Origin of the sequence: Streptomyces chilikensis (assembly GCF_001642695.1) — a bacterium.
In the GTDB taxonomy this organism is placed as follows: domain Bacteria; phylum Actinomycetota; class Actinomycetes; order Streptomycetales; family Streptomycetaceae; genus Streptomyces; species Streptomyces chilikensis.
In genome coordinates this window covers 1-16,771 of record NZ_LWCC02000167.1, presented here as the reverse complement: position 1 = coordinate 16,771, position 16,771 = coordinate 1, and the positions used below count along the sequence as shown (strand labels likewise).

The 16,771-nt window shown below is 74.9% G+C and carries 18 protein-coding genes; 6 read left to right on the top strand and 12 right to left on the bottom strand.

The window, feature by feature from the left end; genetic code table 11:
- On the bottom strand, positions 1 to 1,002 hold a 1,002-nt coding region (locus A2U95_RS30310), incomplete at its 3' end, for a LacI family DNA-binding transcriptional regulator (RefSeq protein WP_166028958.1).
- A gap of 207 nt (positions 1,003 to 1,209) precedes the next feature.
- On the opposite strand from A2U95_RS30310, the gene A2U95_RS30305 reads away from it, so the two are divergent.
- The 4 genes from A2U95_RS30305 to A2U95_RS30290 are packed head-to-tail and all read left to right on the top strand — an operon-like array spanning position 1,210 to position 6,625.
- Positions 1,210 to 2,520: an ABC transporter substrate-binding protein gene (locus A2U95_RS30305; protein ID WP_166028955.1), complete on the top strand. Its 1,311-nt coding sequence runs from the start codon at positions 1,210 to 1,212 to the stop codon at positions 2,518 to 2,520.
- Positions 2,517 to 3,422, top strand: a complete 906-nt coding sequence (locus tag A2U95_RS30300) for a carbohydrate ABC transporter permease (RefSeq protein WP_166028953.1) — start codon at positions 2,517 to 2,519, stop codon at positions 3,420 to 3,422. The genes A2U95_RS30305 and A2U95_RS30300 overlap by 4 nt, the downstream gene beginning before the upstream one ends.
- 5 nt (positions 3,423 to 3,427) lie before the next feature.
- On the top strand, positions 3,428 to 4,285 hold the full coding sequence (locus A2U95_RS30295; protein WP_240958424.1) for a carbohydrate ABC transporter permease: 858 nt from the start codon (positions 3,428 to 3,430) through the stop codon (positions 4,283 to 4,285).
- A gap of 18 nt (positions 4,286 to 4,303) precedes the next feature.
- Complete coding sequence (locus A2U95_RS30290) at positions 4,304 to 6,625, top strand: beta-xylosidase/alpha-l-arabinosidase (RefSeq protein ID WP_166028967.1); 2,322 nt, start codon at positions 4,304 to 4,306, stop codon at positions 6,623 to 6,625.
- Positions 6,626 to 6,649: 24 nt separating this feature from the next.
- Here the strand turns inward: A2U95_RS30290 and A2U95_RS30285 are convergent, their stop codons facing one another.
- The 7 genes from A2U95_RS30285 to tsaB form a co-directional block, all read right to left on the bottom strand.
- A complete protein-coding gene (locus A2U95_RS30285; protein ID WP_166028948.1) occupies positions 6,650 to 7,354 on the bottom strand; it encodes a hypothetical protein in 705 nt (234 codons plus the stop codon).
- 259 nt (positions 7,355 to 7,613) lie between these two features.
- On the bottom strand, positions 7,614 to 7,841 hold the full coding sequence (locus A2U95_RS30280) for a hypothetical protein (protein ID WP_166028945.1): 228 nt from the start codon (positions 7,839 to 7,841) through the stop codon (positions 7,614 to 7,616).
- Positions 7,842 to 7,947: 106 nt separating this feature from the next.
- Positions 7,948 to 8,355 carry a DUF7919 family protein gene (locus A2U95_RS30275; protein ID WP_166028943.1) on the bottom strand — a complete coding sequence of 136 codons (408 nt, stop codon included), beginning with the start codon at positions 8,353 to 8,355 and terminating at the stop codon, positions 7,948 to 7,950.
- 7 nt (positions 8,356 to 8,362) lie between these two features.
- Positions 8,363 to 8,620, bottom strand: coding sequence for a hypothetical protein (locus A2U95_RS30270; protein ID WP_166028941.1), 258 nt, complete (start codon positions 8,618 to 8,620; stop codon positions 8,363 to 8,365).
- Positions 8,617 to 9,747, bottom strand: a complete 1,131-nt coding sequence (tsaD, locus tag A2U95_RS30265; RefSeq protein ID WP_166028939.1) for a tRNA (adenosine(37)-N6)-threonylcarbamoyltransferase complex transferase subunit TsaD — start codon at positions 9,745 to 9,747, stop codon at positions 8,617 to 8,619. Before tsaD ends, A2U95_RS30270 begins: the two co-directional genes overlap by 4 nt.
- Positions 9,740 to 10,246 carry a ribosomal protein S18-alanine N-acetyltransferase gene (gene rimI, locus A2U95_RS30260; RefSeq protein ID WP_166028965.1) on the bottom strand — a complete coding sequence of 169 codons (507 nt, stop codon included), beginning with the start codon at positions 10,244 to 10,246 and terminating at the stop codon, positions 9,740 to 9,742. Before rimI ends, tsaD begins: the two co-directional genes overlap by 8 nt.
- Before the next feature lie 56 nt (positions 10,247 to 10,302).
- On the bottom strand, positions 10,303 to 10,956 hold the full coding sequence (gene tsaB / locus A2U95_RS30255) for a tRNA (adenosine(37)-N6)-threonylcarbamoyltransferase complex dimerization subunit type 1 TsaB (RefSeq protein ID WP_166028937.1): 654 nt from the start codon (positions 10,954 to 10,956) through the stop codon (positions 10,303 to 10,305).
- Between the two features lie 187 nt (positions 10,957 to 11,143).
- On the opposite strand from tsaB, the gene A2U95_RS30250 reads away from it, so the two are divergent.
- Both A2U95_RS30250 and A2U95_RS30245 read left to right on the top strand, forming a co-directional pair.
- Entirely contained in the window at positions 11,144 to 11,665 is a 522-nt protein-coding gene (locus A2U95_RS30250; RefSeq protein WP_166028962.1) for a hypothetical protein, read from the top strand.
- A gap of 137 nt (positions 11,666 to 11,802) precedes the next feature.
- Positions 11,803 to 12,000 (top strand): hypothetical protein, encoded by a 198-nt coding sequence (locus A2U95_RS30245; RefSeq protein ID WP_166028929.1) that lies wholly within the window; start codon positions 11,803 to 11,805, stop codon positions 11,998 to 12,000.
- Positions 12,001 to 12,359: 359 nt separating this feature from the next.
- On the opposite strand, the gene tsaE is transcribed toward A2U95_RS30245, so the two are convergent.
- The 4 genes from tsaE to A2U95_RS30225 all read right to left on the bottom strand — a co-directional run.
- Positions 12,360 to 12,932 carry a tRNA (adenosine(37)-N6)-threonylcarbamoyltransferase complex ATPase subunit type 1 TsaE gene (gene tsaE / locus A2U95_RS30240; protein ID WP_166028935.1) on the bottom strand — a complete coding sequence of 191 codons (573 nt, stop codon included), beginning with the start codon at positions 12,930 to 12,932 and terminating at the stop codon, positions 12,360 to 12,362.
- On the bottom strand, positions 12,859 to 14,172 hold the full coding sequence (locus A2U95_RS30235; RefSeq protein WP_420857076.1) for an alpha/beta fold hydrolase: 1,314 nt from the start codon (positions 14,170 to 14,172) through the stop codon (positions 12,859 to 12,861). The genes tsaE and A2U95_RS30235 overlap by 74 nt, the downstream gene beginning before the upstream one ends.
- Before the next feature lie 84 nt (positions 14,173 to 14,256).
- Positions 14,257 to 15,423, bottom strand: a complete 1,167-nt coding sequence (gene alr / locus A2U95_RS30230; RefSeq protein ID WP_166028933.1) for an alanine racemase — start codon at positions 15,421 to 15,423, stop codon at positions 14,257 to 14,259.
- 141 nt (positions 15,424 to 15,564) lie between these two features.
- Positions 15,565 to 16,771, bottom strand: a 1,207-nt coding sequence (locus tag A2U95_RS30225; protein WP_166028931.1) for an NAD(P)H-hydrate dehydratase, incomplete at its 5' end; no start/stop codon positions are given.

The window sequence follows — 16,771 nt, the reverse complement described above, 5'->3', positions numbered from 1 at the left end:
CAGCTCCATCCGCGCGCCGGCCGTGGGCTTCTCCTCGCGTCCCAGTTCGAGCACCATCCTGGTGGCCGCCTCGGCCATCTCCGTGAGCGGCTGCCGGACGGTGGTCAGCGGGGGCCCCACCCAGCGGGCCACCGGCAGGTCGTCGAAGCCCACCACGCTGAGGTCGTCGGGGATCCGCAGCCCGAGTTCGCGCGCCGCCTCGTACAGGCCGAGCGCCTGGAGGTCGTTGCCCGCGAAGATCGCCGTGGGCCGGTTCTCGCGCCGCAGCAGGTCCAGGCCGAGCCGGTAGCCGGCGTCGTGGTGGAAGTCGCCGTCGAGGATCAGGCCGGGGTCGACGGCCAGCCCGGCGGCCTCCAGGGCGGAGCGGTAGCCGTCCACCCGGGCCCGGGCGCACATCATCCGGGTGGGGCCGCCGATGGCGCCGATCCGGGTGTGCCCCAGCTCCAGCAGGTGCCGGGTCGCGGACAGCCCGCCCTGCCAGTTGGTGGCCCCCACCGAGGGCACGTCGGCGCCGGGGTCGCCGGCCGGGTCCATCACCACGAACGGGATGGACCGGCTCGTCAGCAGCGTGCGCTGCCCCTCGTCCAGGCCGGACAGGACCAGGATCACGCCGTGCGGCCTGCGGGCGGCCACCTGGTCCGCCCAGCTGCCGCCGGGCGTGTGGCGTCCGGCGCTCTCGGAGAGCACCACGCTGAGGCCCCCGCGCCGGGCGGCCCGCTCCACGCCGCGGATGACCTCCATCGCCCAGGCGCTCTCCAGTTCGTGGAAGACGAGCTCGATCAGCGGGGACCTGGAGGCGTCGGCCCGCCGCCTGCGGTAGCCGTGGCTGCGCAGCAGGCGCTCCACGCGGGAGCGGGTGGCGGGGGCCACGTCGGCCCTGCCGTTGAGGACTTTCGAAACAGTCGGAGCGGACACACCGGCCGCCCGGGCGATCTCGGCGAGCGTCGCTGTGCGCCCCTGCCGGGGCACGGAGGGGGTTTCGGCGGATTCCGGAGAGGTCATGGTTCGGGATCGTATATCTGCTCAACCTCTTGACGAACCCCTCTGACGCGCTTAGGTTCCCAAAACATTCGCGGCATCGTTCGAAAGCTTCGAAGGAAGCATCTCCACACGGCCAATGCCGAGACACACAACGGGCACACCCCACAACGCCCGGTTCCCGTAGTTCGCGGTCAAGGGTGACCGCTTCTTTCCAAGGAGTACTAGTCCATGGAGTCCTACAGCAGGCGTTGGTTCCTCGGCGTCAGTGGCGCCACGATGCTCACGGCCGGCCTCACCGCCTGTGGATCCAGCGATTCCGACAGCGGCAAGAGCGGCGGCCAGTTGACGGCGTTCGTCTGGGGAGACGACGCGGCGAAGATCCAGGAAGACGCGGTCAGGAAGTTCAACGCGTCCTCGGCGGCCAAGAAGACCGGCGGCACGATCAAGCTGCAGCGCATTCCCGGCAGCGACTACCCGGCCAAGCTCCGCACCGCCATGGGCTCGCCGAGCGCACCCGACCTGTTCTTCAACTGGGGCGGCGGCTCGATCAAGGCCTACGTGGACGCAGACCAGCTGATCGACCTGCACGACATCATCGAGTCCACCCCGGCGCTGAAGAACGGCTTCCTGCCGTCGATCATCCAGTCCGGTGCGCTCGAGGGCCGCCCGTACGGCATCCCGATGCGCGGCATGCAGCCCGTCCTGCTGTTCTTCAACAAGAAGGTCTTCAAGGACGCCGGCCTCGAGCCGCCGACCTCCTGGACCCAGCTCCTCGACATCAACAAGAAGTTCAAGTCCAGGGGCATCCAGCCGTTCGCGCTGGGCGGCGCGGACAAGTGGACCGAGCTGATGTGGGTGTCGTACCTGGTGGACCGCATCGGCGGCCCCGAGGTCTTCCGCAAGATCCAGGGCGGCGACGCCTCCGCCTGGGGCGACCCGGCGGTGCTCCGCGCGGCCGAGGAGATCAAGTCCCTGGTCGACGACGAGGCGTTCGGCAAGGGCTTCAGCTCCGTCCAGTACAACAACGGCGGCGCCTCCACCCTGCTCGCCAAGGGCAAGGCCGCCATGCACCTGATGGGCTCCTGGGAGTACCCGACCCAGCTCGGCAAGTTCAAGGACTTCGCCGAGAACGACCTCGGCTGGGTCGCCTTCCCGGCGTACGACGGCGGCGCGGGCGACATCAAGAACGTCGTCGGCAACCCGACCAACTACTGGTCCGTCAGCGCCCGCACCAAGAACCGGGAAGCGGCGATCGAGTTCCTCAAGACCTGCGCGTCGGAGGAGTACACCAAGGCGCTGATCGCCAACGGCGACATCCCCACCACCGCCAACGCGGGCGCCCTCCTCGAGGACTCGCCCAACCCCGAGTTCGCCAAGTTCCAGTACGAGCTGGTTCAGAACGCTCCCGCGTTCACCCTCAGCTGGGACCAGGCCGTCAAGCCGGACTGGTCCGCACCGATGCTCACCGAAATCGACAAGCTCTTCCTGGGCCAGTCCTCGCCCAAGGAGTTCGTCACAGCACTGAAGGGGCTCAAGTGACCGAGCCGGTCACCAAGTCCGTCGACGCAGCGCCCAAGGCCGGCGTGCAGGCGACCCGCGTGGGTCGCCCGCACGCCTCCTGGGCGCTGCCCGGCGTCTTGTTCTTCATGTTCTTCGCCGTCGCTCCGATGGCGCTGGCCGTCTACCTCTCCTTCACCGAGTGGAACGGCCTCGGCGACCCGCGGTTCGTGGGTCTGGACAACTGGCAGAACCTGGTCGGCGATCCCCGCCTGACGCAGTCGCTGACGGTCACCGTCCTGATGACCGTGGTCAGCTGGGCGTTCCAGACCGTCATCGCGCTTCTGCTCGGTGTCTGGGCGGCCGGCAAGCAGCGCAACCGCGCCATCCTGTCGGCGGTCTTCTTCGTGCCGTTCCTGCTGTCCTCCACGGCGATCGCCCTGCTCTTCTTCGCGCTCCTCGACCCGAACTTCGGCGTCATCAAGGGCGACACGCTGGGCACCACCTCGGGCGCCTTCCTGGCGATCATCTTCGTCGGCGGCTGGCAGTTCATCCCGTTCCACACCCTGATCTACCAGGGCGGCGCGCGGCAGATACCCGAGGTCCTGTACCAGGCGGCCGCGATCGACGGGGCGGGCCGCGTCCGCCAGTTCTTCTCCATCACGCTGCCCCAGCTGCGGCACACCATGGCGATGTCCAGTGTGCTGATGGTGGTGGGCTCCCTGACCTACTTCGAGACCGTGCTGATCCTCACCCAGGGCGGGCCGGGCACCGACACCGCGATCCTGCCGTACCTCATGTACGAAGCCGGCTTCAAGTCCTACGACTTCGGCTACGCCAGCGCGGTCGCCACCTTCCTGGTGGTCGCCGCGACGGGCCTCTCCCTGCTGATGGTCCGGATCACCGGCTTCGGCTCCATGCGCAGCGTCCGGGAGGGGATGTGACCACCGTGTCCCCGCACAAGACCGCGCCCGCCAAGGGCCGTTCCCGGGCGAAGCGGAGCAACCCCGTAGCGGGCGTCGCCTCGTTCGTGTGGCTGCTGATCGTGATCATCCCCATCTACGCGATGATCACCACCTCGCTCGCCGGTCCGGAGGAGGCGGCGGGCCGCAACGCCCTCGAACCGCCGAAGAACCCGACGCTGGACAACTACGGCCTGGTGCTGGAGTCCGGCTTCCCGCACTACCTGCTGAACACCGTGCTCGCGGCGCTCGGCGTGGTCGCCATCGTTGTCGTGCTCTCGGTCCCGCTCTCCTACGTCGCGGTCCGCAACCGCGGTTTCTGGTCGGGCGGCGCCTTCCGGCTGTTCCTCCTCGGCGTCGCCATCCCGGCGCAGGCCGTGGTGGTGCCGCTGTACCTGATGATCACCAAGCTGGAGATCTACGACAGCCTCTGGGCGATCGTCCTGCCGACGGCCGCGTTCGCCATGCCGGTCTCGGTGCTGATCCTGACCGGTACGCTGCGCGACATCTCCGAGGAGTCGTACGAGGCGATGTCCCTGGACGGCGCCTCGCCCACCCGGATGCTCTTCCAGCTGGTGATCCCGCTCTCCAAGGGCGGCATCAGCACGGTGGTCATCTACTCCGCGCTGCAGGCATGGAACGGATTCCTGTTCCCCCTGATCTTCACGCAGTCCGAGGAACCCCGTGTCCTCACTCTCGGCCTGTACAACTACGTCAGCCAGTTCGGCGTGAACATCCCCGCGCTGCTGGCCTCCGTCGTTCTTTCCGGCGTGCCGATCTTCGTCGTTTACCTGGTGGCCCGGCGGGCCCTGGTGAGCGGGATGATGGGCGTCGGCGGTAAGTAACATCCTTCTCTCAGGAGCATCATGACCGCCCCCTGGCGTGATTCCACACTGCCCGCCGAAGCCCGTGTCGACGACCTTCTCTCCCGGATGACCCTGGAGGAGAAGGCCGCACAGCTCTACGGAGTGTGGGTCGGCGCCTCGACGGATGCGGAAGCCGGCGTCGCCCCGCACCAGCACGAAATGGCCACCGACTGGAACTGGGACGAGGTCATCGCCCACGGTCTGGGCCAGATCACCCGTTCCTACGGCACCGCCCCGATCGCCCCGGACGAGGGCGCCCGCGCGCTCGCCCGGGCGCAGCGGGCGATCATGGCCGCCAACCGGTTCGGCATCCCGGCCGTCGCCCACGAGGAGTGCCTGGCCGGGTTCACGGCCTGGGGCGCCACCGCGTACCCGGTGCCGCTCGCCTGGGGCGCCTCCTTCGACCCGCGGCTGGTCGAGGAACTGGGCCGCCGCATCGGCTCCGACCTGGTCGCGGCCGGCGTCCAGCAGGGCCTCGCGCCCGTGCTGGACGTGGTGCGCGACCTGCGCTGGGGACGTGTCGAGGAGACCATCGGCGAGGACCCGTACCTGGTCGGCACGGTCGCCGCCGCGTACGTGCGGGGCCTGGAGTCCGCCGGCGTGGTCGCCACCCTCAAGCACTTCGCCGGCTACGCCTCCTCGGCGGGCGCCCGCAACCACGCCCCGGTGCGCGCCGGCGGGCGCGAGTTCGCCGACGTGACGCTGCCTCCGTTCGAGCACGGGCTGCGGCACGGCGGGGCGCGGTCGGTGATGGCCGCGTACACGGAGATCGACGGCGTCCCCTCCCACTCCGACCCGACGCTCCTCACCGACCTGCTGCGGGAGCGGTGGGGCTTCACCGGCACCGTGGTCGCCGACTACTTCGGCGTCGGCTTCCTGGAGAGCCTGCAGCGGGTGGCCGAGGGCCTCGGCGACGCCGCCCGGGTGGCGCTGGAGGCGGGCGTCGACGTCGAACTGCCCACCCTGCGCTGCTACGGCGAGCCCCTGGTGGAGGAGGTGCGGGCGGGCCGGGTCCCCGAAGACCTCGTGGACCGGGCCGCGCGCCGGGTGCTGCTGCAGAAGTGCGAGCTGGGTCTGCTGGACGAGGGCTGGTCGCCGGAGCCCGAGGGCCCCCTCGACCTGGACTCCCCCGCCAACCGCGCGCTCGCCCGTCAGCTCGCCGAGGAGTCGGTGGTGCTGCTGGCGAACGACGGCGGCGTCCTGCCGCTGGGCCCCTCCGCGGGCCGGCGCATCGCCGTGGTCGGTCCGCGGGCCGACGACGCGATGGCGATGCTGGGCTGCTACTCGTTCCCCTCGCACGTGCTGCCGCACCATCCCGAGGTCGGTCTCGGCGTGGAGATCCCCACGGTGCTGGAGTCCCTGCGGGCCGAGTTCCCGGACGCCGCGGTGGAGTTCGCCACCGGGTGCGACACGCAGGACCCGGACACCTCCGGGTTCGCGGACGCCACCTCGCTGGCCTCCTCCTCCGACGTGGTCGTCGCCGTGCTGGGCGACCGGGCCGGGCTCTTCGGCCGCGGCACCTCGGGCGAGGGCTGCGACGCCTCCGACCTGACCCTGCCGGGCGCGCAGGGCGAGCTGCTGGACGCGCTCCTGGAGACCGGCAAGCCGGTGGTCCTGGTGCTGCTCACCGGCCGGCCCTACGCGCTGGGCCGCTGGGCGGACCGGCTCGCCGGCGTCGTCCAGGGCTTCTTCCCCGGCGAGGAGGGCGGCCCCGCGCTGGCGGGCGTGCTCTCCGGGCGGATCTCCCCGTCCGGCCGGCTGCCCGTCAGCGTGCCGCGCGAACCGGGCGGCCAGCCGTGGACCTACCTCCAGCCGCCGCTGGGCCTGGCCAACGACATCACCAACCTCGACCCGACGCCGCTCTACCCGTTCGGCCACGGTCTGTCGTACGCCGCCTTCGAGTGGGGCGACTTCGAGGCCCCGGCCTCCGGCGCCGAGATCGGCACCGACGGCACGTACGAGGTGTCGGCGACCGTGCGCAACACCGGGGACGTGGCCGGCGCCGAGGTGGTGCAGCTGTACCTGCACGACCCCGTCGCCACGGTCACCCGCCCGGACGTGCGCCTGATCGGCTACCAGCGCGTGGAACTGTCCCCCGGCGACGCGCGCCGGGTGACCTTCCGGTTCCACGCCGACCTCTCGTCGTTCACCGGCCGCGCCGGTGAACGGGTGGTCGAGCCCGGAAGGCTGGAGCTCCGGCTCGCCGCCTCCTCGGCGGACGTGCGGCACGTCTTCCCGCTCACCCTGACCGGTGGGACCCGGGTCGTCGGGTACGACCGGGAGCTGCTCTGCGAGACGGAGGTCACCAAGGCCGAGTAGGGCCCCGGCCCGGCCGGGCGGGTCCTAGTCCTCGTCGTCGGCGCAGTAGGCGAAGGCGAGCCCGCTGAGCTCCCCGGCCGTCGGGTTGTCGAAGACCACCCGCCAGCTGTCGGAGCCGAGCCGCTGGGAGACCCCCTGGACCAGGCCGGGCTCGACGGTCGACCAGCCGCCGGAGACGGCGGTCGTGCCGGCCGGGCAGACGGCGGTGCTGGCGGCGCTCCCGCCGGCGGGCACCGTCACGATGTCGCCGACCGCCTCGGTGAGCCCGTCCCGCGTCTCACAGGTACCGCCCCGCGTGGCAGCGCGCGGGGCGGTACCCGCGTGTGCGGCCGTCTGGTCCGCCTCCGCGGCGGACTGCGGGCGCTGGTCCTCCCGGCCCGGCGCGGCGCCCTCCCGGCCGCCGCCCGGCAGCGACGGGGGCCACGACGGCGACTGGTCCCGGCACCTGTCCCACTCGCCGTCGCAGCCGCGCACCGTCCGGTCGCCGAGGCCCCACACCGAGAACAGGGAGGCCAGCCCCTCGGCCACGGCTTCCTTGCTCCACTGCGGCCGGTCCCGGTCCCTCTCGCACCTCTCGGCCGGGAGCGGGGCCGGCGCACCCCGCTCCGGCTCCACGGCCACCGCGCCCGCCGCCGCTCCGCAGGTCAGCACCACGGCCAGTGAGGCGGACGCGCCGCCGGTGATCCACATGCCGCGGCGGTTCCGCCGCGTTCCGCGCCCAGGGGTCATCTGTTCTCCCGCGTGTCGTTCCGGTCGGTCTGCGAGAGAGCTGTGACCCCGGGCGGCCCGGGTCACGCGTGGCCGCTGGGCCAGGCGGGGCAATCAGTCATCTGATCGGTCCGGACGGGTCCCCCGGACGGCCGCCTCAGGTCCGCCCCTCGACGGCCGCGCGCCTCCGCACGGCCCCGTACGCACCGCCCGCGCGCCGCCGTACGCCGCCGCACGGCTCCGCGGAGCGTCCGCGGGCGGTCTTCGCCGCGGGCGCCTCCTACGCGGCCCGGCGGTACGGGCAGGCGGCCTCCGCCCCGGCGCGCGTCCGCCGCCCCGGCACCGCCCGCGACCGCCGGTTCTCCGCCCCGCACTCCCCGCACCGCTGGGCGGGCGGCGCGGCCTCGGCCGTCCCCGACGCCTCCCTCAGCGCGGCCGTGGCCTCCGCCAGCACGTCGCGCAGCAGCACCGGTTCGCGATCGCGAGTCGTACTCCGCTCGTTCCACATCGCCGACCCCCTTACGGGCGGCCCGGCTTTCCGTCCGGGCCTTCGACAGCACCTGCCGAGATCTTCGCACCCGCCACTGACAACGACCGGAACGCGGGACGAACGTTCAGCCCTCCCGGTCCCGGAGGACGGCGTGGACGAACCCGTCCGGCGGCAGGTATCCGTGCGACTCCACGTAGTGCGCGATCAGCTCGGGCGCGGCGTAGGCGACCCCGTTCCCCACCGCCCTGATCTCGGCGCTGCCGCGCGGGCATTCGGGGCCCGCGCGCAGCAGGCGCATCGAGCACCAGGGGCAGAGGTGGAAGCCGCGTGTCTGCCCGGCCCGGTGGGTGCGCGTCATCCGCCGCAGCGTCTCGGCGAGTCCGGGCGGCGGCGTGCCCCTGCGGTACCGGCGGGCGGCGCTCAGCCAGCCGACGTTGAGCAGCGGCAGCCCGTGCCAGGGCCGGGGCGCTCCGGCCCCGGGCCCGTCGGGCGGCAGGAAGGTGTACGGGGTGAGGTCGGCGTAGTAGGTCACCCGGCCGTCACTCGGTCCCGAGCGACTCGAACCGCCACCGGTGCACCGGCCGCGAGGCCAGTCCGCCCGGCGGATCGGGCAGCTCGGGCAGCGGTTCGTGCGGCTCGGCGTCCCACCAGGTGACGACCAGGACGCGGTCCTGCGGGGCCCGGAAGGTCTCGCGGCGTCCGGGATCGCGGGGCAGTTCCTGGGAGCGGGCCCAGGCGAGGAGCTCCCCGCCCCGGCCCTCGGGCGCCCGGGCCTCCCACATCAGCGCTACGGTCACGAGTACAGGTTCTCCTTCGAGGTCTCGTGCACGTGGTCGTGGGAGTGGGCGTGTCCGTGCGCGGCGGCGTCCTCCGGGGCCGGCACGTGCGGCTCGGTCACCGGCAGCGAGGAGTCCGCCGACAGGTCCCACGCCGAGGCGGACCGGCCGCGCGCCACCATCTCGGCGCCCAGCGCGGCGACCATCGCGCCGTTGTCGGTGCACAGCTTGGGCCGCGGCACCCGCAGCCGGATGCCGGCCGCCTCGCACCGCTCCTGGGCCAGCGCCCGCAGCCGCGAGTTGGCGGCCACGCCGCCGCCGATCATCAGGTGGTCGACGCCCTCGTCCTTGCAGGCGCGCACCGCCTTGCGGGTGAGCACGTCCACCACGGCCTCCTGGAAGGAGGCGGCGACGTCCCGCACCGGCACCTCCTCGCCGGCGGCCCGCTTCGCCTCGATCCAGCGGGCGACGGCCGTCTTGAGGCCGGAGAAGGAGAAGTCGTAGGCGGGGTCGCGCGGCCCGGTCAGGCCGCGCGGGAAGGAGATGGCGCCGGGGTCGCCCTCCTTGGCGTACCGGTCGATCACCGGACCGCCCGGGAAGCCGAGGTTCAGCACGCGGGCGATCTTGTCGAAGGCCTCGCCGGCCGCGTCGTCGATGGTGGCGCCCATCGGCCGCACGTCGGAGGTGATGTCCGTCGACAGCAGCAGCGAGGAGTGGCCGCCGGAGACCAGCAGCGCCATGGTCGGCTCGGGGAGCGGTCCGTGCTCGAGCTGGTCCACGCAGATGTGCGAGGCCAGGTGGTTGACGCCGTAGAGCGGCTTGCCCAGCGCGTAGGCGTACGCCTTGGCCGCGGAGACGCCGACCAGCAGCGCGCCGGCGAGGCCGGGGCCCGCGGTGACCGCGACGCCGTCGAGGTCCTTGGCGCTGACGCCCGCCTCCTTCAGCGCCCGCCGGATGGTGGGGACCATCGCCTCCAGGTGGGCGCGGGAGGCCACCTCCGGCACGACGCCGCCGAAGCGGGCGTGCTCGTCGACGCTGGAGGCGACGGCGTCGGCCAGCAGGGTGGTGCCGCGGACGATGCCGACGCCGGTCTCGTCGCAGGAGGTCTCGATGCCGAGGACGAGGGGCTCGTCCCGCAGGTCAGCCATGGTTCCGGATTCCTTGTGCAGCGGAGGAGGGGGATGCGGCGGCGGAGGGGGCGGATGCGGGGTCGGTGAGGCGCATCACGAGGGCGTCGACGTTGCCCGGCTGGTAGTAGCCGCGGCGGAAGCCGATCGGTTCGAAGCCGAACCTCTCGTAGAGCCGCTGGGCGCGGAGGTTGTCGACGCGGACCTCGAGCATCACCTCGTGACACTCGAAGTCGGTCGCCGCGCGCAGCAGTTCGCCGAGCAGCCGGCCGCCGAGACCGGTGCCCTGGTGGCCGGGGGCGACGGCGATGGTCTGCACGTCGCCCTGGTCGCCCGCGGCGGCGAGGCCCGCGTAGCCGGCCAGCCGGCCCTCCGGGGTCTCGGCGACCAGGTACCGCCGGGTGGCGCCCGGACCGCGGGCGTGGGCCAGTTCGGACCAGAACATGCCCCGGGACCAGGCGTCCTCCGGGAACAGCTCCTTCTCCAGCGCCAGCACCGGGTCGATGTCCCACCAGCGCATCTCGCGGAGTCCGAAGGCGGGGGCGGAGGCGTGCGCGGCGGCGTTCACTGCGGTGTTCACCGGGGGGTGACCACCTTGTAGTTCTTGGGGACCTGCGCGTCCGGGCGCCGCAGGTAGAGCGGGCGCGGCGCCTCCAGCTCCTCGCCCCGGGCCAGCCGCTCGGCGGCGAGCGAGGCCAGCGCGGCGGCGGAGACGTGCTCGGGCCCGTGCACGTCGGGGAAGGCGTCCGGGTAGAGCAGCGCGCCCGCGCCGACCGCGGGCACCCCGGCGACCTGCTCCGCGATGTCGGCCGGGCGGTCGACGGCGGGGCCGGTGAGCCGGGTGCGGGAGTCGGCGTAACGCGCCCAGTAGACCTCCTTGCGCCGGGCGTCGGTCGCCACCACGAAGGGGCCGTCGATGTCGGCGGCGAAGGCCAGGCCGTCCAGCGTGCACACGCCGTGGACCGGGACGCCGAGCGCCGCGCCGAAGGTGTCCGCGGTCATCAGGCCGACGCGCAGCCCGGTGTACGGGCCGGGGCCGGTGCCGACGACGATGCCGGTGACGGCGTCGAGGCCGGTGCCCGCGGCGCCGAGGACACGGTCGACGGCCGGCAGCAGCAGCTCTCCGTGGCGGCGCGCGTCCACCTGGCTCGACGAGGCGACGACGTCCGTCCCGTCGTGCAGGGCGACGGTGACGGCGGGGGTTGCGGTATCCAGAGCGAGCAAGAGCACGCGAACAGCCTACGGCTCCGGGGCTGCGGGCACGGCCTCGCGGGGCTCGCGGACGCCCCACTGCTAACGTCACGCTCATATTCGACTCCGAAGAGTGACAGCCCTGGGCGCGGCGACGGACGCGGCCGGGCGCGACGGCGAGCAAGGGAGACCGGCGGTGGCGGTCCGCAGCGGGGTGCTGGTGGCGATGCTGACGGGTGCGGCGCTGACCACGGTGGTGACGCTCGGGCTCCGGGCGCACGAGGAGGCGCCGCCGGCCCCGCGTTCGCCGGGACCGGCCTCTCCCGCGGCCACCGGGGCGGCCGCCGCGCCCGAGCGGCCGGGGTCGCGCGGCCTGCCCGCCCGCTCGGGCGCCGGGGAGCGGGTCGTCTACTCGCTCGGGCGGGACCGGGTGTGGCTGGTGGACGCGCGGGGCGGGGTGCGGCGGGCGTTCCGGGTGGTCCCCGGCGCGGTGGACCCGGCGCCGGGCCGGTACGCGGTGACCTCGCGCTCGCTGCGGGGTGTCGGCGCGGACGGCACGCCCATCGAGCACGTGGTGCGCTTCGCGGACGTGCGGGGCGTGGTGGTCGGCTTCAGCGCGCCGCGCGACGGCGCCCCGGCGGCGGGCGGTCCCGCCCCGGGCACCGGCGGCATCCGCGCGTCCGGGCCGGACGGCCTGGCGATGTGGGACTTCGCGGTGCTGGGCACGCGGGTGGTCGTGGTCGGGTGACCGGTCCGCCGCCGCCGGGCCGCCGGACGGCCGCGACGGGGTTTCCGACACCGCGTCGGGAAGATATTGCGCCGCGCCCGGCGGGCGTGGTTAGGTCTACCTAACCACGCCCGCCCTCAGGGATTGCAGGAGGCGTCATGCTCTTTCCGGTTGCCGGCCCCGACCCCGCGGAGCAGCGCCCGGCCACCGTGCCGGCGGACGCGGTGGCGCGTGGAGCGGCCGCGGTGTCGATGCGGGACCTGCTCGCCTCCTGCGCGGCGGCCCGGGCGGTCTCCGTCCCGCCGTGCCCGGAGCGCGCCGCCGCCGACGGGCGGACGGCCCGCGAAGCGGCGTAGCCCCGCCCCGGCCGGCCGGCCCTGCTCCGACGGGGCCCGCCTTGGGCCCACCTGGCCTTCGCCGGTCTGCCCGGACCGCCCGGGCCGCCCGGGCCCGGCCTCACCCGGCCTGCTCGGACCGCCTGGGCGTGCCCTCGCCCGGTCCTGGCATCGGCCGGACCGCCCGGACCCGGCTCAGGCCTCATCCGGTCTGCCCGGGCCGGACTGCGGCTCCGCCCGGCCCTGCTCCGGCTGCGGCTGCGGCTGCGGGCCCACTCGGCCTCCACCGGCCTGTCCGGGCCGTCCGGGTCCGGGCGCGGGCCCACCCGGGCCGCCCGGGCCTGGCTCCGGCCCCGGCCGGCTCCGTCGCGGCGGCCGGCTCAGGCCTTGAGGGCGTCCAGGTCCGCCTCGGCCCACCGCTCGCCCAGCCCGGTGACGGTCAGCCGCCGGACGTCGTCGTCGGTGTCGCCGGTGGCCCGGGCGATCAGGACCTGCAGCCGGTCCTCGGTGAGTTCCTCGACCTTGCCCTCGCCCCACTCGACGACGACCACCGAGTCGGGCAGCGAGACGTCCAGGTCGAGGTCCTCCATCTCGTCCAGCCCGCCGCCCAGCCGGTAGGCGTCGACGTGGACCAGCGGGGGACCGTCGCCGAGGGAGGGGTGGACGCGGGCGATCACGAACGTCGGCGAGGTGACCGCGCCGCGGACGTTCAGCCCCTCGCCGAGGCCTCGGGTCAGCGTGGTCTTGCCGGCGCCGAGTTCACCGGTGAGCATCACCAGGTCGCCGGCGCGCAGGAGCCCGGCCAGGCGACGGCCGAGGTCCAGCATCGCCTCGGGGGAGGTGACGGTCAGCTCGAGCGTCCGCCGGACGTCGGCCGGGTCACCGGGGCCTGCGGGGTTCGGTTCGCCGTGGTTCCGGTCGCTGGGGTTGTGCGGTGCCGCGGGTGCTTCCATGGGAGGACACGGTAGCCGCCCCGGGCAGCGCTCCCGCGCGGGTGAGGAGGTCGGCGAGCCGGGCGTTGACCACCTCCGGGTGCTCCAGCATCACCAGGTGCCCGGCGTCCGGCACCCGCACCAGCTCGGCCCCCGGCAGCTCCCGCGCCATCGTCTCGCTGTGGCCGACCGGGGTGACCAGGTCGCCCTCGCCGGAGACGATCAGCACCGGCAGTCCGCGGAACCGGGCCAGCGCCGCCGTCTTGTCGTGCTCGTCGAAGGCCGGGTAGAAGTCGGCCACCACGTCGATCGGCGTCGACTCGATCATCCGCTCGGCGAACCGGGTGACCACCGGGTCGACCTCGGCCGAGGCGAACGAGTAGCGGGTGATGATCCCGGCGAACAGGTCCGCGGTGGCCCGCCGCCCCCTCTCGACCAGGTCGGCCCGCCGGCCCAGCGCCCGCAGCACACCCGGCAGGAAGCGCCGCACCGCGTTGACCCCGGCGACCGGCAGCCCGAAGTGGACCTCGCCGAGCCCGCCGGAGGAGGTCCCCACCAGGGCGACCCCGGCGACCCGCTCGCGGACCAGTTCGGGGAACCGGTCGGCCAGCGCCATCACCGTCATCCCGCCCATGGAGTGCCCGACCAGCACCAGCGGGCCGGCCGGCGCGGCGGCGTCGATGACGGCCTTGAGGTCGCCGCCCAGCTGGTCGATGGTGACCGGCGCCCCCCGCCCGTCGCGGGCCGGGCCGCGCCCGGACCGGCCGTGGCCGCGCTGGTCCCAGTACACGGCGCGTACGCCGGCCGAGCGGAGGGCGGCGCGCTGGAAGTGCCAGGAGTCCTGGTTCAGGCAGTAGCCGTGGCTGAGGACCACGGTCACCGGGGGCGTCGGCCCGGCCGGCCTGCGGCGGCCGCCGAACAGGCGACGGCGGCGCGGGGCCGGCTCGGGGGCCGGGGCGGGCTCCTCGTCCACCTCGTAGTGGAGGGCGGTGCCGTCCTCGGCGTACGCCGTGCCGGGGGTGCCGCGCAGGGCGCCGTAGGGGCCGGTGAGTTCCAGGGCGAGGCGGGCCCTGCGGCGGATGCCGCGGCCCATGGTGAGGCGTTCGACGGCGACCCCGGCGGCCGCGCCCGCCGCGACCACACCGATCGCGGCGCCCGCCAGGCCGGTGGTGCGGCGCCAGGCCCGGGGGGCCGGGGCGACGACTCCCGTGGCGGCGACCACCAGCTCCGGAACGGTCACCACCGGGCTCTCCTCGCTCACCTGGCGCTCCTTCTTCTCCCGTCTCCCGGGCTCGTCCGCCGGACCGCCCGCCGCCGCGTGCGCGCCAGGCCCTCTGCCGTTCGATTACCCGGTGGGGTGCTCGTTCACGTACACCCGGGGCACCCGGACCCCGATCCGGGTGACGATCTCGTAGGCGATGGTCCCGCAGGCCTGCGCCCAGTCCTCGGCGGTCGGCTCCCCCAGGTCACCGGCGCCGAACAGCACGGCCTCGCTGCCCGGCTCGGGGCGGTCGCCGCCGAGGTCCACCACGAACTGGTCCATGGCGACCCGTCCGGCGACCGTGCGCAGCTTGCCCGCGACCAGCACCGGGCCCGCGCCGGAGGCGTGCCGGGGGATGCCGTCGGCGTACCCGGCGGGGACGAGGCCGAGGGTGGTGTCGCCCGGGGTGACGTAGTGGTGCCCGTAGCTGACGCCGTGGCCGCCGGGCACGTCCTTGACCAGGACCAGGTCCGCCGACAGCCGCATCACGGGGCGCAGCCCCAGGCCGGCCGCGGAGCCCAGTTCGGGACTGGGCGACACGCCGTAGGTGGCGATGCCGGCGCGGACCAGGTCGAAGTGCGTGTCGGGGCGGGTGAGCAGGGCGGGCGAGTTGGCGATGTGCCGCACCTCGGGCTCGACGCCCCGCGCCTCGGCGTACGCGACCATCTCGCGGAACCGGGCGAGCTGGGCGTCGGTGGCCGGGTGCCCGGGCTCGTCGGCGCAGGCGAAGTGCGACCAGAGGCCGACGACCCGCACGAGGCCCTCCTCCTGCGCGGCCAGGGCGGCGGCGACCAGGTCCGGCCAGTCGGCGGGCTGGCAGCCGCCGCGGCCGAGGCCGGTGTCCGCCTTCAGGTGGATCCGGGCCGGGCGGCCCTCGGCGCGGGCCGCCCCGGCCGCCTCGCGCAGGGCCCACGGGTCGCTGACCGAGACGTCCACGTCCGCGGCGATCGCCTCGCGCCAGGGACCGCCGGGGGCCCACAGCCAGCAGAGCATCCGCCCCGGCAGACCGGCCTCGCGGAGCGCCAGCGCCTCCTCGGGGGTGGCCGTGCCCAGCCAGTCGGCGCCGGCCTCCTTGGCCGCGAGGGCGCACGGGACGGCGCCGTGGCCGTAGGCGTCGGCCTTCACCACGGCCATCAGGGCCGCGCCGGAGGCCCGTGCGCGCAACGACCTCACGTTGCCGCGCAGGGCCTCGAGGTCGATCTCGGCGCGGACGCGGGCGGTGCCGGAGGGGGGCGGAACACTCTCACTCATGGTCCCCCCAGTCTGACAGAGGCCCACCTCACCGCCCTGCGGCCCCGTGGACGGTCCGGGGCGCGGCCTCCTCGGCCGGCCCCCTCGGCCGGCCCGTGGGCCGGGGTACGGGGTACGCGGGGCGTGCCGGCGGGGCCCGGGTCAGGAGGGGGCGGTGACGTCCCGCCAGGCGTCGGGGACCGCCTCCGCGACGTCGTGCGCGGCGGCCGGCGCCCCCGCCGCCGCCCTCCGCCCCGCCAGACCGTGCACGTACGCGCCCACGCTCGCCGCGTCCCGCGCGGACAGCCCCGCGGCCAGCAGCGACCCGGCCAGACCGGACAGCACGTCCCCCGAACCAGCCGTCGCCAGCCACGGCGTCCCCGTGGGATTGACCCGCACGGGGACGTCCCCCCGCGGTGACGCCACCAGCGTCGTCGTCCCCTTCAGCAGCACCGTCGCGCGGTACCGCTCCGCCAGTTCCCGCGCCGCGGTGAGCCGCGCGGCCTCCACCTCCGCCCGGTCGACGCCCAGCAGCGCCGCGGCCTCGCCCGCGTGCGGCGTCAGCAGCGTCGGCGCCGTCCGCGACCGCACCGCGTCGCGGTCCGCGAGCCGCAGCCCGTCGGCGTCGATCAGCACCGGCACCCGGGCCTCGTCGGCGACCGCCAGCACCTCCGCCACCGTCTCCGCGTCGTCCCCGGCGCCGGGGCCGACCACCCACGCCTGGACCCGGCCCGTCCGCCGCGGTCCCCCGTCGGACACCAGGGTCTCGGGGTACCGCGCCAGCACGGCCCGGCCGGCCGGCCCCGCGTACCGCACCGCACCGGCGCCGCCCCGCAGCGCCCCCGCGACGGCGAGCACCGCCGCCCCGGGGTACCGGGCCGATCCGGCGGCGATCCCCACCACTCCGCGCCGGTACTTGTCGCTCTCCGCGCCGGGCCTGGGCAGGAGCCGGGCGACGTCCGCGTGCTGCAACGCCTCCAGCTCGGGCCGCTCGGGCAGCCAGGGGTCCAGCCCGATGTCCACCAGCCGTACCGCCCCCGCGTGCGCACGCGCCGGGTCGACGAGCAGCGCCGGCTTGTGCGTGCCGAAGGTGACGGTGAGGTCGGCCCGCACCGCGGGGCCGCGCACCTCGCCGGTGTCCGCCTCCACCCCGCTCGGCAGGTCGACGGCGACCACCGCCGCCCCGGACGCGACCGCCAGCTCCGCCAGGGGCGCGGCGCCCTCCCGCAGACCGCCCCGCCCGCCGATGCCGACGATCCCGTCCACCACCAGATCGGCCGCCCGGACCAGCCGCGCCGCCTCGTCCGGTCCCGCGACCGGCCCCGGACGCGCCGCCTCGCCCGGCGCGCCGCCCGCGCCGCCGGACGGC

Coding starts and splice junctions, on each gene's coding strand:
- rimI (WP_166028965.1), bottom strand. CDS start 10,246: ATGCGCTGGTGGGACATCGACCCGGTGCTGGCGCTGGAGAAGGAGCTG.
- A2U95_RS30305 (WP_166028955.1), top strand. CDS start 1,210: ATGGAGTCCTACAGCAGGCGTTGGTTCCTCGGCGTCAGTGGCGCCACG.
- A2U95_RS30285 (WP_166028948.1), bottom strand. CDS start 7,354: ATGACCCCTGGGCGCGGAACGCGGCGGAACCGCCGCGGCATGTGGATC.
- tsaD (WP_166028939.1), bottom strand. CDS start 9,747: ATGGCTGACCTGCGGGACGAGCCCCTCGTCCTCGGCATCGAGACCTCC.
- alr (WP_166028933.1), bottom strand. CDS start 15,423: ATGAGTGAGAGTGTTCCGCCCCCCTCCGGCACCGCCCGCGTCCGCGCC.
- tsaE (WP_166028935.1), bottom strand. CDS start 12,932: ATGGAAGCACCCGCGGCACCGCACAACCCCAGCGACCGGAACCACGGC.
- A2U95_RS30245 (WP_166028929.1), top strand. CDS start 11,803: ATGCTCTTTCCGGTTGCCGGCCCCGACCCCGCGGAGCAGCGCCCGGCC.
- A2U95_RS30250 (WP_166028962.1), top strand. CDS start 11,144: ATGCTGACGGGTGCGGCGCTGACCACGGTGGTGACGCTCGGGCTCCGG.
- A2U95_RS30280 (WP_166028945.1), bottom strand. CDS start 7,841: ATGTGGAACGAGCGGAGTACGACTCGCGATCGCGAACCGGTGCTGCTG.